This window comes from Brevundimonas sp. NPDC090276, from assembly GCF_044772165.1.
Taxonomy (GTDB): domain Bacteria; phylum Pseudomonadota; class Alphaproteobacteria; order Caulobacterales; family Caulobacteraceae; genus Brevundimonas.
In genome coordinates this window covers 878,242-893,772 of sequence record NZ_JBIVYK010000002.1, presented here as the reverse complement: position 1 = coordinate 893,772, position 15,531 = coordinate 878,242, and the positions used below count along the sequence as shown (strand labels likewise).

Below are 15,531 nucleotides of genomic sequence, written 5' to 3'. Positions count from 1 at the left end.
GTCCGACATGATCAGATGGAACAGCCCCGCCCTGGCGGGGATGGCCCTGGCTTGCCTGTCGTGGACCGGCGCCCTGGCGGACGAAAGGCGGCCGGCTAGGATCGACGACATCCTCTCCATGTCCAGCTTCGGCGCCGTCTCCCTCTCGCCCGATGGGCGTCATGCCGCCTGGGTGCGACAGGGGCCTTATGATGAAGGACCGCGCTTTGATCGCGACTGGCGCTCGGCCTGGAGCGCCGGGGTGTTGACGATCGCCGATCTGGAGACTGGAGCCGCCCCGCTGCCGGTGGACGAAGGAGGGGCCGGCCTGCTTCAGGGGCCATGGTCGCCCGACGGAGCCCGGTTGATCGTCTATCGCCTGGTCGGCGAGATCGCCGAGGCGGGGATCGCGGACGTACGGACCGGAAGGGTGAGGTGGACGGGCCTGGCCCCCGACCTGCCCCTGCACGGCGCGGGCGCGGCCTGGCTCGGCGCGGACCGGTTCCTGCTCAGCGTCAGGACAGACGGCCGCTCGCCCTGGCAGCTTCGCTTCCAGACGCCGGGCGCAGAGGTCATGGCGGAACGCTGGCGCATCAGCCGGGAGGGGAAGTTCCCGTCGCGCCAGGTTCTGGATACGCGCGAAGCGGCCGTCGCGGCCGAGGAGTCGTGGGAGGTCCAGACCCTGGTGATGGCGAGCGCCGACGACGGAACGGCCGTCCCCTTGCTGACGGGCTCCATTCGCGATTTTGAACTGTCGCCGGACGGCGCCTGGGCCGCGATCCTGGTCCAGGAGGAGGCGACGCCGTCGCCGGTCGAGGAAAGAAGCGTCCAGAGCGCGGTCCTGCGCCGTGGACGGCTTCGGCTGGTGGAGACGGCGACCGGTCGGGTCGTGGAGCCGGAGGCGGAGCTGGACGTCGCGCCGCACCTCCTGCGCTGGTCTCCCGACGGCAGGGAGATCGTGATCTGGAGACGGCGGGAAGGCGCGACCTGGCGTGAGGGCGGGCTGGCCGCGATCGCGACCGACGGAGTGATGCGGCGGATCGAGGTCCATAGGCTTGAGCCGAGAGAGAAGGGCCGGACGCTGGACGAACTGAGAGCGGCGCGGGTCGACTGGATCGGAGACCGGCTCCTCTTCTACGCCCGGGAGCCGGACGGCGATCGGTTCGACTGGTGGCGGCTTGATCCGGACGGTCCCGTGGCGGTGACACGCAAGCTAGCTATCGTTCCGGATCGTTTGACGGCGGTGAACGCGAATTCGGCCCGTCTCGCCGCAGACGGACGGCTCTGGAGGCTGGCTCGGACCGGCGAGGCCGAACCTCTGGCGGTAGCCGGGCCGGAATTGCGGTCGGCCGAGCCCGTGAACCTGCTCGACACGGTGCGCAGCCGCTCCAACAGCGCGGCGAGACGCGGGTGGTCGCCCCTGTTCGAGGCGGGGGGATTGGCGGCCTACGGGAACGACGGTCGACGAATATGGCGGTCCAGCCGGGTCTGCGACGGGGAACTCCGCGTGCGGGCCGTCGCGGGCGCCCGCGCCCTGGCTGTCTGCGACCTTCAGGGCGTGTCCGTTCTGACGGCGGAGGAGGCTTCAGGGAGCCGGGTCCTGGAGAGGTTGAATCCGGATTTCGCCGATCTCGAGCTGCCGCGGCCCATGCCCGTGCCGCATCTGGATCGCCTGGGACGTCCGGTGGTCAGCTACCTTTATCGGCCGCCCGGTCTGGCGGCGTCGGAGATTCGGGGCGTGATCGTCGACTTCTATCCGGGACGCGGGGATGCGGGTCGGTGGACCGACGCCCTGAGCCTGAGGTCGGGCATGCTGGCCACGGTCCTGGCCATGGGGAAGTACGCCGTGCTGTCGCCGACCAGCGCGGCCGAGAGCGAAAGCGACCGGGCCGAAATGCTGGACGACTTCCGGGCAGGACTGGATCTGGCGATCGATGCGGCGGAAGCGGCCGCGCCGGATCTGCCATGGTCGCGTCTGGCCCTCTACGGGCACAGTTTCGGAGGCTATGGGGCTCTGGGCGTGGCGGCGCGAACCGACCGGTTCCGGACCTATGTGGTGTCCTCGGCGCCGACGCAGATGTTCGGCAAATGGGGGGAGCCCATGCCGGTCGCCCGGCTCTGGCCCAACCCGGGTTCAGCCTGGACCCAGTCCGCCGGAGCGACAGAACAGGGCCAGGCGAAGCTGGAGGTTCCGCCCTGGGAGGCGCCGGACGTCTATGCCAGGGCCAGCCCCATGCTGGACGCGCCCTGCATCAGGGCGCCCGTCCTGCTGATCACGGCCGACCGGGACTATGTGCCGGCGAGCCAGTCCGAAGCCATGTTCGCCGCCCTTCATCGTCTCGGCAAACGCGCGCGGCTGATCACCTACTGGGGCGAGGGTCATGGCATGACGAGCCCGGCCAATTTTCGCGATCTGCACGGCCAGATCTTCCGCTGGCTGGACGAGACGCTCGAGGAGGCGGAGGCCTCATCGCTCCAGCCGTTTGTCCCAGGCGCGGACCCAGCCTTCGAACAGGGCGGCGAGAAGGATGTCGGGATAGTCGCCGCAACGAATGAGGGCGTCGCGTGTCAGAGCCGCTTCGGCGCCCTTGCGGTCGATGACGCCGAGGGCGGCCAGGCGTCCGTCCAGGAGCCAGGGTCTCAGGTCGTCGAGGCCGTCGGCGATCATCCGGCCGAAGAAGGCGGTGAGCTCGCCCTTTGAGCGCCGATGGATGATCTCGGGCGGAAGCCGGTCCTGGAAGGCCAATCGGGCGAGGGCGCGATCACGGCGGCCCAGGGTGAGTTGGGGCGTCGACAGGCCCAGGCAGGTCTCGATCACGGGTTGGGACAGGAGGGGATGGAAGACGTCGACGGCGGCGGTGAGCCGGCTGGCGCCGTGGAGGCCATGGCCCTGGAGGAGGCTGAGCACCTGGACGGTCTTGGCCGGCCCCCAGGCGGCGGCCTCGTTTAGCCAGGGATGGCGCGGCGCCGCGCCGTCGAACGGTGTGAAAAGGGACAGCTCGCCGGGCGCCGGATCGGCGGGACCACGCCAGGACCGGGCGGCGGAGACCAGGGTCCAGACCGATCTCTCGTTGAGGCGTGCGAGCCGGACCAGGTCCCGGGACCACAGGGCGCGCCAGCCCCTGAGACGCCACAGGTCGGTGAAGACGGCGGGCGAGGCGGGCTGGATCAGGAGACCGTCGCCGCCCTTGCCGGTGAAGAGGGCCTGGACGCCGGCGGCGGAGCAGTGGTCGGCCCAGGTCTGGTCGAAGTCGCCGTCGAGGGCGGCGAGCGACGGGCGCAGCCTCTGGGGCGCGGCCTCCAGGGCCGCAAGGCCGAGGGGAGAGCGGCGACGCTCGAACCGGGTCGCGGTTATGGCGAGGCGCTGCTCGAGGGCGTCGACGAACCGGCTCTCGTCCGCTCCCGGGCCTGGGCCCGTGGCGTTCAGCCAGAGACGGACCTCATGACGCGGATGAAGGGCGGCCGCAACGATGCTTGAATCCAGCCCGCCCGAGATTTCGCCTCCGACCGCTCCGGCGGCTGAGGCCAGGCCGTTCACGGCCTCCTCGATCGCCGCGCGCAGACGAGCGGCGGCCTCGGGCGGCCTGAGCGTGATCAGGTCCGGACGGTGGACATGGTCGGAGGGATGCCACAGGGCGTGGGTCTCGTCGGTCGCAAGATCTCTCATCTCTCCCGGAAGAAGGGCGACCGGACCGTCCAGCGGCAGGGCGGCGCCGAGGACAAGGGGATTGCGCACGGCGGCGGCGAGGCGGGACGTTGAAATGCGCCAGTCGTCTGCGACCGTCTTCACCAGGCCGTCAGGCACGTCGGAAGCGATGAAGGTCAGGCCGTGGGTGTTCCAGATCACGGCTTCGCGGGCGCCGGAGGGATCGCGAAGCACGGCGGCGGCTTCTCCGGACGGGGCCAGGAGGACGCCGACATAGCGGCCCCAGATCCGGGCCAGGAGTTTGCGATCCCAGGCGTGGGGAGCCTGATCCTCAATGGCGGGAAAGACCGGGCTTCGTCGATCGAAGACGTCGCCGATCAGGGTCCAGGGGCCGACCTTGCGCAGATCGGGCGGGCGCGGACCCCAGACGATCAGCCAGGCGAGCGGGGACAGGACGCGAACGGTGAAACCCAGACGTTCGACCTCGGCCCGGACGGCGAGGGACAGGCGTTCGCCGAGAGCCGCCCTGGCCGGGCGGCTGCAGAGGAGGAAGTCGCCCATCAGACGGCCATGATCGGGGTGAAACCGCCGACCCGGTTGAGACTGTCGCCCACGACGACGTCGCCGATCTGGACCCAGCAGTGGGCGAAGAAGGGCCAGGTGCGGACGCCGAAGACCCAGTCGGCTTCGAGCCCGCGTCGGCAGAGGCGATCATGAAGCATCCAGGAACGCTGGAGGCAGTCGCCCTCGAAGGGCGCCCAGGGTCGGATCGTCTCGAAGGCCGCCGCTTCGCGGATGGCGGCTTCGAGGTCGCGCCGGCGGGCGCGGGCCTTGCGGCGCGCGGCGGTCTCGACCAGGGCGGCCAGACCGCGGCGCCGGAAGGCGGCTGTGGCCGCGAGGGCGTGCAGAAAGAGGGGGAGGCGCTGGAAGGGCGGCGCGGAGAGGTTCAGGGCCGCCTGGCGTTTCGCCGGAATGAGGGGGCTGCGCCGGCCGTCGGAGGCGGGGACGACAAGGCCCGCCGCGGCCAGTTGATCGAGAAACACGGTTTCCGCCTGGACGCCGCCGCCGTGGCGGACCGGCTGCAACAGGTCGGCTGCGCCGGGGATCAGGATATAGGCGTCGCTTCGCAGGTCGAGGACGACGACGTCTTCGTCCCGTCGGGCCAGGTGGACGCCAGGGGCGAGGTCTGCGTCGGACAGGCCGGTCATGGGGGCGCTCAAACGAGATGATGGGCGAGGTGATCGGGCGGCCGACGAGCAGCCGCCCGACCGGGCCTACATTGGGAAGTCGGTGCGAAGGCCAGCGCTTTCGACATACTTGCCGTCGATCTCCAGGCGGGTGAGATCGCGTGCGCTTCCGACGCGCACCAGTTTGAGCGTTTGGGTCTGCATGTCAGTCTCCTGGATCAGATCGCCGCGGAATGCGGCGGACCCAGTGAGCGCCCGTATCGGCGTCTGGTGAAGCTATATCTGGAGTATATTTCTTAACCAGGACAGGGCGCTAGCGTCCCGGGGCCGGGCGGGCCCGGGCCAGGGCGTCCGCGCCGGAGCGGATCCAGGTCCGGGCTTCGGCCTGGGCGGTCTGGGCCGCCGCCAGCCTGTCGAACATGGCGGTGACGGCGCTGACGATGGTGCGCGGGTCCAGGTCCCGGACGCCGTCGCCGAGGGCCAGGTCGAAGCTCTGGAGGCCGACGGCGAGGATCGTGGCCAGCTGGTTGTCGGCGGTGCGGGCCGCCAGCTCCGGCGAACCTATGGCCACCGCCATGAGGAGGGCGTGAGGATCGCTTCGCGTCGCCCGGGCGAAGCGGTGGATGTGGTCCAGGTTCGGGCGCGCCTGTCCGGCCTCGAACCTCTGGTATGTGCGCAGGGGCATATTCATGGCCTCTGCGGTCTGGTTCGAGCTCATGCCGCGCAGGCGGCGGACCGAGCGGAGCGCGCGTGAAAGAAGGGCGCTGTCATGCGCGGCGGCGGGCGGAACGCCCTTGGTCTTCGCATCCATCCTCCACCCCCAAGGTTGCAGGCCGGATCGGCCGGTCGGACGGGCGTCGAGAAAGAAGCCGCGCCGTTTTCCGGCGCACTCGACGACAAACTCCGGCGCTGGGCGCGACCTTTTTCGGCGCGAAGAACGCTGGTTTCTCTCATTCATTGGAGAAGGCGCGCCTCTGTTCAATAGTTTTCGTCGATCCTCGACGGAGGCATGACCTTGACCAGAAGTCGCGACCCCTTTCTTCAGGCGCTCGACAGCCTGAGGTTGAGAGCCGAGCAGGGCGCCTTCGGCGCCGGCCAGCCCGTCGTGATTGTCGATGAGGCCAGGCGGCTTCGGGTGTCGGTCACGCCGGTGCGCGAGGCCCTGGCCTGGATGGCGGGGGCGGGACTGGTCGAGCGTGCGCCGCTGGGCGGCTATGTCAGCGTGTCCATGGATGCGGCGGGGCTGAGGGACGCCCTGGCCTTCCGGCTCCATTGCCTGAGACTGAGCCTGGAGACGGTGGAGGTCTTTCCGTCCACGCCGCCGGAAGTCGATGCGGGGGCGCCCGCTGTCTTGCGGACGCGGCTGGAACGGCTGGTGGAGAGCGGCGGGAGCACAGCTGTTCTGGACGCCTATCGCAGGGTTTCGGCCCGACTGGCGCGCTTCGCCGTCGCCGAGGCAAGGGTGTTCGAGGATGTGGCGGCGGAGGCCGAAGGCCTTTCGGCGCGGTTCGAGGACGGCGACGTGGAGGGGCTGTGGTCCGCCCTTTCCATCTATCATCATCGCCGGATGGACTCGGCGCCCCTGCTGGTGCTGGAGGCGGGCACGCCGCCTCCGGATGGGGCGGAAGGCGCATCGTGAAGGGACGGCTTATCGGGCTCGCGGCCGGCGGACTGATCGGCCTGAGCGTCGCGACCCAGGTCTTCGCCTGGACCTATGCCTGGTCCCCCCTGCTGGGATCCGGCTGGCGCATCGGGTCGGAACTCGTTCTCTATCCGCCCTGGTCCGTCCTGGTCTGGCGGCGGACCTTCGCTTCCGAGGCGCGCGAGGCGATCGGCAGGAGCGGGGCGCTCATCCTGCTCGGATCCCTCGGCGGCCTGGGGCTCGGCGTCCTGATCGACAGGCAGTCGAACCGGCGGCGTCGCGGATGGGGCGATCTCGCGGAGGCCCGTCGCGCCGGACTGCTGGAGCCGGCCGGCGCCGTGATCGGCCTGATGGGCGGCCGGCTTCTGGCGACTACGGACCTGAGACCCAGCCTGGTGACGGGAGGGACGCGCAGCGGCAAGGGCAGGGGGCATGTGGTTCCGACCCTCCTGTCCTGGAGCCACAGCGCCCTGGTCCATGATCCCAAGGGCGAGCTCTGGAGCCTGACGGCGGGCTGGCGTTCGGGCTTTTCCCACGTCCTCTTCCTGGCGCCGCGTCATCCCGCTTCGGCGCGGTGGAACCCCCTGGCGGAAATCCGGCCAGGACCGAACGAACTCGCGCAGGTTCAGAGGCTTGTGGATGTTCTCTCAGATCCCGGGGGAACGCGCGACGACGAGGCCATATGGGACAAGGCGGCCTCCGAAATCCTGGAGGCGGTCGTCCTTCATGTCCTCTATACGGCCGAGGACGAGGCCAAGACCCTGCTGAAGGCGCGCGAGCTGCTGGCGGATCTCGACGCTGCAGCAGACGTCATGCTCAAGACCCTGCATCGGCGGGGATCGAATGGCGAGCCTGAGACCCATCCCTTCATCCGGACGGCGGTGACAGGCTACGCCGCCATGCACGATCGGTTTCGCACCTCGGTGCAGGGCACGGCCCGGTCCTATCTCAAATGGCTGGCCGGAGAAGACGTCGAGCGCTGTCTGTCGGCTTCGGACTTCTCCATGGGCGACCTGATGTGCGCCGAGGCGCCCGTCTCCCTCTATGTCCAGGCGGCGCCGGCCGACGCCGTGTCCCTGAGGCCTCTGGTGCGCCTGTTGTTCCAGGCTGCAGCCCAGGCCCTGACCGCCGAGGAGAAGAGCGACGCGGCGGGTCGGAAGAAGCGGTTTCGGTTGTTGATGCTTATGGACGAGTTTCCCCTGCTGGGACGACTGGCCTTCTTCGAGAAGGCGATGCGGCTGATGAGCGGCTACGGGATCAAGCCCATGTTCGTGGCCCAGTCCCTCAACGACATCGTGGAGACCTATGGGCCGAACAACACCATCCTCGACAATTGTCATGTCTATACGGCCTTTGCGGCCCTTGATCCCCTGACCCAGGACAAGGTGTCGAAGCTGACCGGCTCGACGACCGAATGGCGGAGGGGACGCAGCGGGCCTGGATGGCTCGGCGGCGGACGCAGCGCCGTCTCCCGCAATGAGGTCGAGCGACCCCTGATGGAGCCGGGAGAAGTGCGCGCCCTGGACGATGACGAACAGCTGGTGTTCGCGGCAGGCCGCAAACCGCTACGGACGCGCAAGTTGCTCTACGATCGCCGCGCACCCTTCAGACGACGGGCGCGGATCCCGGCGCCGGACCAGGCGGCCGGACCCGATGTCCCGCCGCATCTACCGCACCCCTGGGCGGGGCGTCGCGCCCTGGGGCGGGACGAGGGCGTAAGCCTGCCCCTGTTCAAGGAGGTGACGGCGGCCATCGACGACCGAAAAGCCGCGGCTCGGGCTGGCGAGATCTACGGTCGCGTCGCCGAGGAAATGGCGGCGCAGCAGGCCGCGCTTGATCAACTGCAGGGGCGACAGTCATGAGCCGGGGAAGAACCACGGCCTGCCGGGTGCAGGTCTATCTGACCGACCAGAAGGTGGTGACGGGTTTAAACCGGGAGGCGCGGGCGGCCCGCCTGCCGCTCAGCCAGGCGGCGGCCCGCGCCATAGCGCGAGGCTTGGCGGGCAATCCTCGCGCCGATCCCGAAGACCGCATGCTGGTCCTTGAACAGGCCCTGCGCGGCCATATGCGGTCGACGGCGCGGGACATGCAGATCCTCCAGGAACTGCTGATCGAGGTTGCGCGGGCCTTCTTCCTGCGCATGCCGGACGCCTTCACCGACCAGGACGCCACGGTTCAGGCCGCCGTCGACCGCCGCATCGAGCGCCTGCTGGACGCCACGGCGGCGCGGATCGTGGCGGGATCGGCCAGGGGAGACGTCGGAACGCGACGGCCGCCCGAGGATCCGGTCTTTGGGAAGATCGGCGCGTGACCCATCCGGTCGTCGGCGAACGCAGGCTTGAGGCCTTGCGGCATGCCCTGGGCCCGGCCGTGCTGGAAGCGCTGCAGACGCCCGATGTGGTGGAGATTCTCGCCAACCCGGATGGACGCCTGGTGCTTGACCGACTGGGAAGCGGGCGCGCCGACACCGGGGTGATCCTGTCGTTCGAGGCGCGGGAGCGGATCCGCGACTGGCCGGGGTTCTGCCGGTCACGGGCGAGCGCTTTCAGGGCTTTCTGCCGCCGGTCGCCGCGGCGCCGGCCTATTCTATCCGCAAGCGCCCCGCCGTCGTCTGGACCCTGGACGACTATGTCGGGCAGGGCGTGATGACGCCGGCCCAGGCGGCGGCGATGCGACGCGCCGTGGTTGAGCGCCGCAACATTCTGATTTCGGGCGGCACGGGATCAGGCAAGACGACGCTCGCGAATGCGGTTCTTGCCGAGCCCGCTTTTGCGCGCGACCGGGTCTTTCTCATAGAGGACACGCCGGAACTGCAGTGCGCGGCCTGGGACCAGGTCTCCGTCCTGACGCGGCGCGCCCCGGTCAGGATTGGCGTGGCGGACCTGGTGCGCGACGCCCTGAGGATGCGGCCGGATCGGATCGTGGTCGGCGAGATGAGAGACGGCGCTGCGGCGCTTGAAACCCTGAAAGCTTGGAACACAGGCCATCCAGGAGGGCTGTCGACCGTCCATGCCAATTCTGCGGCGGAGACGGTGGCGCGGCTCGAGGATCTGACGGCCGAGGTGTCGGCGCGGTCGGTTCGGCGGTCCATCCTCCAGGCGGTGGATGTGATCGCCTACATCTCTCGAGGCGAGGGCGGGCGTCGGCTGGCGGCGCTGCTGGGAGCAACAGGCGGGCGGGCCTACGAACCTCTGGCCTAGGCCGGCGCCCCGGTTTCCGGATCAGTCGGACTTGCCGGCGTCGAGCGCCTTGGCCATGGCCACAAGCCCTTGCCGGTGGGCGGCGCTGCGGATGCCCTTATAGGCGGTGAGAAGCTCAAGCGCGCCGGGGGTTTTCAACAGGGTCGCCGGGTGGTCGGCGTTAGGGCCAGCGGTCTCGCCGAGGAGGACAGCGCCGCTGACGCCCAGCTGTTCCGCGATCTGCAGGAGCCTTGAGGCGGAGATGCGGTTCTGGCCGCGCTCGTACTTCTGGATCTGCTGGAAGCTGATGTCGATGAGACGGGACAGCTCGTGTTGCGACAGGCCGGCGGCCTCGCGATGGGCGCGCACTCGGGCGCCGACCTGAATATCTATGGGGTTGGGAGCTTCCGGCATGGGCGCGGTTTACAAGGCCGGACCCGGCTTGGCGAGCGCCTGATCGTGGGAACAGAGGTCTTTGGCCCTGACCGGGTCCGTCCCGGGTCCCAAGGCGGTCGTCTGCATCGAACCGGAGAATGCGGCGAAGACGCGATGATCACGCCGGTACGGGCGCTGGCTTTTATCTGGAAACCGGGTCTGGCGAGGCTGGGCGGGACTGAACCGCGACTTGCGGCGACCCGCCGGAGACGTTTGAAAAACTTGATTCAAACTTTAATATAAGTCATTGAAAATAAATACAAAATATTGTTGACGAACCCGTTGTTGTCGCGCTTGCAATGAGTCGCGGCCTCCTGAAGCGCCGTGAAACGCGGAGCAGGACGATGAGGCGGTGCAAGGCGGCCCAGCGGTTGGCCGGCGGGGTTCTGGCAGGACTGGCGATAGCCGGTCCTGCCCTGGCGGGCGGATCGGGCATGCCCTGGGAAGGCCCGTTGCAGCAGGCGGTGCAGTCAATCACCGGACCCGTTGTCCAGGCGGCCGCCGTGGTGGCCGTGGTGGTCTTCGGCGCCGGCGTGGCCATGAGCGAGAACGGCTCCTCCATGAGACGGGCTCTGAGCATCCTCTTCGGCCTCTGCATCGCCTTCGCCGCCTCGACCTTCTTCCTCGACTTCTTCGGCTTCGCCGGCGGGCTGGAGATCGCCTGATGGCCGATCTTGCTGAAGATCGGCGACCCGAGGGCTGGGACCTGCCGCTGACGACGGCCCTGACCGAGCCCGTTCTGATGGCCGGCATGCCCCGGGAGTACGCCGTCGCCATGGGCACGATCGCCATGGTGCTGGGCCTGGCCTTGCGTCTCTGGTGGCTGGGCCTGGCCTGGTGGGCGGTCGCCCACGCCGTCGGCCTGTGGGCGGCCCGGTCCGACCGGCGTTTCTTCGATGTCCTGCGCCGCCATCTGGCGCTGCCCGGCCATATGGATGCGTGAGGCGGACATGCGCTTTCTCGACGAACATCGCCGACGGCCCGCCGTCCTGGCCGATCATCTGCCCTGGGCGGCCCTCGTGGCGCCCGGCGTGATCCTGAACAAGGACGGCTCCTTCCTCGCCGGCTTCCGCTTCCGCGGGCCGGATCTGGAGTCTTCCGGAGAGGCGGACTTGATGGCGGTCCGCGCCCGGCTCAACAACGCCCTGAAACGTCTGGGCTCGGGCTGGTGTCTTCATGTCGAGGCGCTGCGGCGGCCTGCCGAACCCTATCCGCACAGCGGCTTCGACCTCGCCGCCGCCTGGCTGGTGGACGAAGAGCGGCGGCACGGCTTCGAGACGGCGGAACCGGCCTTCGAGACCGACTTCCGTCTGGCCCTGACCTGGCTGCCGCCCGGAGAGACGACCCGCCGGCTGGAGCGCTGGCTCTTCGACGGTCTGGCCGCGGCCGATCGCGACTGGCGCCTGTCCCTGGCCGCATTCGAGCACGAAGCCGGGGCCCTGGAGGATCTTCTGGCCGGCGCCCTGCCGGAGATGACGCGTCTCGGGGATGCGGACCTGCTGACCTGGCTGCACGCCTGCGTCTCCACCTCGGCCCATGGGGTGACGCCGCCCGAGACGCCTGTCTTCCTCGACGCCTTCCTGGGCGACGCCGCCCTGACCGGCGGGGTCGCGCCCCGGCTCGGCGAGGCGCATCTGCGCATGGTCTCGGTCCGGGGCCTGCCGTCCGTCACCCGGCCCGGTCTGCTGGACGCCCTCGGCGCCCTGCCGTTTCCCTGCCGCTGGACCACGCGCTGGATCGCGCTCGACAAGACCGAGGCCGAGCGGGAGATCATGCGGCTGCGCAAGCGCTGGTTCGCCCGGCGCAAGGGCGTCGGCGTCCTGTTGCGCGAGGCGGTGACGAGGGAGGAGACGCCGCTGCTCGACACCGACGCGGCGGGAAAGACCGAGGAGTGCGACGGCGCCCTGGCCGTCCTGGGCGCCGATGTCTGCGCCTTCGGCTATTTCACGGCGACGGTCACCCTGACGGACGCCGATCCTAAAGCAGCGGATGCACGGGCGCGGGCGGTGGAGGCGGCGCTCAACGCACAGGGCCTGGTGGCGCGCGTCGAGGACCTCAATGCGGTCGAGGCCTGGCTGGGCTCCCTGCCTGGCGAGCCCTACGCCGACGTGCGCAGACCCCTGGTCTCCACCCTCAACCTGGCCGACCTCCTGCCGGTCTCCGCCCTCTGGGCCGGACCGGCGCGGGACGAGGCGCTCCAGGGGCCGCCGCTGGCCACGGCGCGGACGGCGGGGACCTCGCCCTTTCGCATGTCCCTGCACGTCGGTGACGTCGGCCACGCCATGGTCGTAGGACCGACCGGGTCCGGAAAGAGCGTCCTGCTCGCCTTCCTCGCCCTGCAGTGGTTCCGCTACCCGGGCGCGCGGGTGGTCTGTTTCGACAAGGGGCGTTCGATCCGGGCCGCCGCCCTGGCGGCGGGCGGTCGCTGGCGCGCGCTTGAGCCGGGGTCGGGACTGGCGCTTCAGCCCCTGGCGCGGATCGACGAGGCGGCGGAGCGGGCCTGGGCCGCCGACTGGCTGGCCGAGGCCGTGAGACAGGCCGGTCTGGAGCCTGTTCCGGAGGTGCGCGAGGCGATCTGGAGCGCGCTGGGCGCCCTGGCCGAAGCGCCCGCCGTCCAGAGAACCCTGACCGTCTTCTGCGCCCTGCTGCAGCACCGGGCCGCCGTCGCGGCCCTGGAGCCCCTGACCCTGAAGGGACCGCATGGGGCCCTGCTGGACGGGGCCGATCCTGTGGAGACGACCAGCCGTTTCGAGGTCTATGAGATGGAAAGCCTGATGGCGGCGCCCTCGGCCCTGGCGCCGGTCCTGTCGGCCCTGTTCCGTCAAATTGAGCAGGGCTTTGACGGTCGACCGGTCCTGCTGATCCTCGACGAGGCCTGGCTCTTTCTCGACGACACCCTGTTCGCCGCGCGGATCCGCGAATGGCTCAAGACCCTGCGCAAGAAGCGGGTCGCCGTGGTCTTCGCCAGCCAGAGCCTGGAGGACGTGGCCGCTTCGACGATTGCGGCCAGCCTGATCGAGAACTGTCCGACCCAGGTCTTCCTGCCCAATCCCCGGGCCCTGGAGCCGGCCTCGGCGGAACTCTACCGGGCCTTCGGCCTCAACCGCCGGCAAAGGGAGCTGATCGCCTTCGCCGCGCCGAAGCGGTCCTACTATTGGCGCCAGCCCCATGGCAGGCGGCTCTTCGACCTGTCCCTTTCGGGCGCCGGTCTCGCCCTGTGCGGCGCGGGCTCTCCCGAAGACCAGACACTGATCGACGCCGTGCTCGCCCGTTCGGGTCAGGCCGGCTTCCTCCGCGATTTTCTCAGCAGCAAGGGAGTGCGACATGTGGAGTCTGTTCTCGACGCCTTCGCGGCGCCGCTCGCAGCCGAATAGGTTCGGCTTGGCGGCGGCCCTGGGTCTGGTCATGGCGGGGGCGCCGGTCTCCGGAGTGTCCGCCCAGCATGTGGTCTTCGATCCGAAGAACCATCTCGAGAACGCCCTCCAGGCGGCGCGACAGCTGGAGAGTCTAGCCAATGAAGCGCGCAGCCTGGCGGCTTCGCCCTACAGCCATCTGGTGGAAAGCCAGGCCTCGATAGCGGAGATGGCCGAGCTGGCGCGGACCGCACGCGGTCTGGCCGCCTCGCTCGCCGATCTCGAACGACAGTTCGCCGACCTCTATCCGGAGGATCTCGGCCGAGCCGACCTCGAACGGCTCCTGGAACAGGATCGAGGCCGTCGGGACATGGCCCGGCGCACGGCCGCTGACCTAGCCCGGATCGCCGCGGAGCTGGAACGTCTGGGGCAGGGGCGGGAGCGACGGCTCGCCGGGGCCCTGTCCGCCAGCGAGAGCGCGACAGGCCAGACCGCCGCCGTCCAGTCTTCCAACCAGATGCTGGCGGTTCTGGCTGAGGATCTCTCCGCCCTGAGGGTCATGATCCTGGCCCAGTCCCGCCTCCAGGCTGAAACCGGGGCCAGGGAGGCCGCTGGACGTGAGGCCGGTGACGCAGCCCGCCGCCAGCGTTGGGGAAGGGCGGCGTCGGCTCCGGCCGCGCCGCGTTTTGATCCCCTGCCGCGCCGGACGGACTGAGGAGAGCGGTCATGGCCCCGGGCGTAGAGACCCCTAACGAACTGATGGTTGTCTTTTCGAACACGGTCTCGGCCGGGTTCGCCAGCCTGCAGGGGCCGGTGAACGGCGTCTTCGGCCTGATGATCGCCTTGGTGGTGGCGCTGACGGGGATCCAGTGGGCCCTGTCGCCTAATCGGGACCTGCTGGCGGCCGGTTTCGGCAAGGTCCTGCTGATCGGCTTCTTCGCCTGGCTGATCAACGACTGGCAGCGGTTGTCGGAGACCCTCTACGCCGGTTTCATCGAGCTGGGCCTGACGGCGGGCGGGGGCGGGCTGGCTCGCGAGGACTTCCTCAATCCAGGGGCCATCCTGGCCCAGGGATGGTCCATCGTGAAAGCGCTCGGCGAGACCCCGGCGCCGGTCGAAAATCCTTTCGACGTCGTCGGCAACCTGGTCGACGCCCTGATCCTTAGCCTGGCCATGATCGGGATCATGCTGGCCTTCGCCGTCCTGGCCCTGCAGATCATCGTCGCCCTGCTGGAGTTCAAGATCGTCACCCTGGGCGGCTTCGTCCTCCTGCCGTTCGGCATATGGTCGAAGTCCGCCTTCCTGGCTGAAAGACCCCTGGGCTATGTGGTCTCGGCCGGTCTCAAGGTCCTGGCCCTAGCCATCGTCGTCTCCGGGGCCCAGTCGGTCTTCGATCAACTCCAGCCCACGGCCAATCCGGACATCTACGAGGCCCTGGCCATACTAGTCGCGGCCATCCTCCTGGCCATGTTGGCCGTCTTCATTCCCAATCTCGCCTCGGCTTTGGTCACGGGCGGCCCGGCCCTGGGCGCCGGGACCCTGGCGGCGGGCGGCCTGGCGGTCGGCGGCGCGAGCCTGCTGGCAGGGGCGGGCCTGGTCGGGGCTGGGGCGATCGCTTCCGGCGGAGCGGCCCGCATGGCGGGACCGACGCGCGCTGCCGCCGGCGCGGGCGGCGGTCGAAGCCCGCCTCCCGCCGCGCCGCCGCCTCAACCGTCCTCGGGGAGCGGGCCGGGGCCCGGGCGGGCGCCCGATACGGGATCAGGGCAGGACGGCGGAGCTTCGTCTCAGCCGCCGTCCAGCAAGAGGCCCTCTCTTCAGCTGGTCGAGGAACCCGCCGTCGCCTGGTCCCCGTCGAGCGAAGGGCAGGGGACGTCAGGCGAGGCTCCGTCGCCGAAACGCTCCGACGCCGCCATGGCCCGGGATCGCCGATCGGCTGAAGCAGCCTTCCATCGCGCCGCTGCGCAAACCGATGAGCCAGGCGGCGAGCGCAAGGTCTCCGGGCGGCGGGCGGCCCTGCGCGCCTTCTTCATCGCTAACGCCGGGCGCGGCCTGCTGCCCGCCGGCGAGACCAGCGGGACCCTTTCCCCGCGCCTGAGAACGGAGGACTGAC

14 protein-coding genes and 1 pseudogene are annotated in these 15,531 nt (G+C 69.8%); 11 read left to right on the top strand and 4 right to left on the bottom strand.

The window, feature by feature from the left end:
* Nucleotides 1–7 precede the first annotated feature (7 nt).
* Nucleotides 8–2,422, top strand: a pseudogene (locus ACIQTU_RS10140) (prolyl oligopeptidase family serine peptidase); the annotation flags it as partial.
* A 24-nt stretch (nt 2,423–2,446) separates the two neighbouring features.
* Here ACIQTU_RS10140 and ACIQTU_RS10135 read toward each other — a convergent pair.
* The 3 genes from ACIQTU_RS10135 to ACIQTU_RS10125 form a co-directional block, all read right to left on the bottom strand.
* Nucleotides 2,447–4,186: an asparagine synthase-related protein gene (locus tag ACIQTU_RS10135; RefSeq protein ID WP_400546131.1), complete on the bottom strand. Its 1,740-nt coding sequence runs from the start codon at nt 4,184–4,186 to the stop codon at nt 2,447–2,449.
* Nucleotides 4,186–4,833, bottom strand: a complete 648-nt coding sequence (locus ACIQTU_RS10130) for a lasso peptide biosynthesis B2 protein (RefSeq protein ID WP_400546128.1) — start codon at nt 4,831–4,833, stop codon at nt 4,186–4,188. The genes ACIQTU_RS10135 and ACIQTU_RS10130 overlap by 1 nt, the downstream gene beginning before the upstream one ends.
* A gap of 292 nt (nt 4,834–5,125) precedes the next feature.
* A complete protein-coding gene (locus tag ACIQTU_RS10125; protein ID WP_400546125.1) occupies nt 5,126–5,623 on the bottom strand; it encodes a helix-turn-helix domain-containing protein in 498 nt (165 codons plus the stop codon).
* Nucleotides 5,624–5,827: 204 nt separating this feature from the next.
* Between ACIQTU_RS10125 and ACIQTU_RS10120 the strand changes: the two genes are divergently transcribed.
* Genes ACIQTU_RS10120 through ACIQTU_RS10100 form a run of 5 tightly spaced genes read left to right on the top strand, consistent with a single transcriptional unit; the run spans nt 5,828 to nt 9,654 of the window.
* Nucleotides 5,828–6,451 (top strand): hypothetical protein, encoded by a 624-nt coding sequence (locus ACIQTU_RS10120; RefSeq protein WP_400546122.1) that lies wholly within the window; start codon nt 5,828–5,830, stop codon nt 6,449–6,451.
* A complete protein-coding gene (locus tag ACIQTU_RS10115; protein ID WP_400546119.1) occupies nt 6,448–8,316 on the top strand; it encodes a type IV secretory system conjugative DNA transfer family protein in 1,869 nt (622 codons plus the stop codon). The genes ACIQTU_RS10120 and ACIQTU_RS10115 overlap by 4 nt, the downstream gene beginning before the upstream one ends.
* Nucleotides 8,313–8,765, top strand: a complete 453-nt coding sequence (locus ACIQTU_RS10110; RefSeq protein WP_400546116.1) for a hypothetical protein — start codon at nt 8,313–8,315, stop codon at nt 8,763–8,765. The genes ACIQTU_RS10115 and ACIQTU_RS10110 overlap by 4 nt, the downstream gene beginning before the upstream one ends.
* Nucleotides 8,762–9,100, top strand: a complete 339-nt coding sequence (locus tag ACIQTU_RS10105; RefSeq protein WP_400546113.1) for a hypothetical protein — start codon at nt 8,762–8,764, stop codon at nt 9,098–9,100. The genes ACIQTU_RS10110 and ACIQTU_RS10105 overlap by 4 nt, the downstream gene beginning before the upstream one ends.
* Nucleotides 9,010–9,654, top strand: coding sequence for an ATPase, T2SS/T4P/T4SS family (locus tag ACIQTU_RS10100; protein ID WP_400547104.1), 645 nt, complete (start codon nt 9,010–9,012; stop codon nt 9,652–9,654). The genes ACIQTU_RS10105 and ACIQTU_RS10100 overlap by 91 nt, the downstream gene beginning before the upstream one ends.
* 21 nt (nt 9,655–9,675) lie before the next feature.
* Here ACIQTU_RS10100 and ACIQTU_RS10095 read toward each other — a convergent pair whose 3' ends face one another.
* On the bottom strand, nt 9,676–10,047 hold the full coding sequence (locus ACIQTU_RS10095) for a helix-turn-helix domain-containing protein (RefSeq protein ID WP_400546110.1): 372 nt from the start codon (nt 10,045–10,047) through the stop codon (nt 9,676–9,678).
* A 365-nt stretch (nt 10,048–10,412) separates the two neighbouring features.
* On the opposite strand from ACIQTU_RS10095, the gene ACIQTU_RS10090 reads away from it, so the two are divergent.
* The 5 genes from ACIQTU_RS10090 to ACIQTU_RS10070 are packed head-to-tail and all read left to right on the top strand — an operon-like array spanning nt 10,413 to nt 15,530.
* The gene (locus ACIQTU_RS10090; RefSeq protein WP_400546107.1) at nt 10,413–10,733 is read left to right on the top strand and encodes a TrbC/VirB2 family protein; all 321 of its coding nucleotides are present in this window, start codon (nt 10,413–10,415) and stop codon (nt 10,731–10,733) included.
* On the top strand, nt 10,733–11,011 hold the full coding sequence (locus tag ACIQTU_RS10085) for a VirB3 family type IV secretion system protein (protein WP_400546104.1): 279 nt from the start codon (nt 10,733–10,735) through the stop codon (nt 11,009–11,011). The genes ACIQTU_RS10090 and ACIQTU_RS10085 overlap by 1 nt, the downstream gene beginning before the upstream one ends.
* A gap of 7 nt (nt 11,012–11,018) precedes the next feature.
* Complete coding sequence (gene trbE / locus ACIQTU_RS10080; RefSeq protein ID WP_400546101.1) at nt 11,019–13,442, top strand: conjugal transfer protein TrbE; 2,424 nt, start codon at nt 11,019–11,021, stop codon at nt 13,440–13,442.
* Entirely contained in the window at nt 13,393–14,136 is a 744-nt protein-coding gene (locus ACIQTU_RS10075) for a conjugal transfer protein TrbJ (RefSeq protein WP_400546098.1), read from the top strand. The genes trbE and ACIQTU_RS10075 overlap by 50 nt, the downstream gene beginning before the upstream one ends.
* A gap of 11 nt (nt 14,137–14,147) precedes the next feature.
* Nucleotides 14,148–15,530 (top strand): type IV secretion system protein, encoded by a 1,383-nt coding sequence (locus ACIQTU_RS10070; RefSeq protein WP_400546095.1) that lies wholly within the window; start codon nt 14,148–14,150, stop codon nt 15,528–15,530.
* Nucleotide 15,531: the final 1 nt, after the last annotated feature.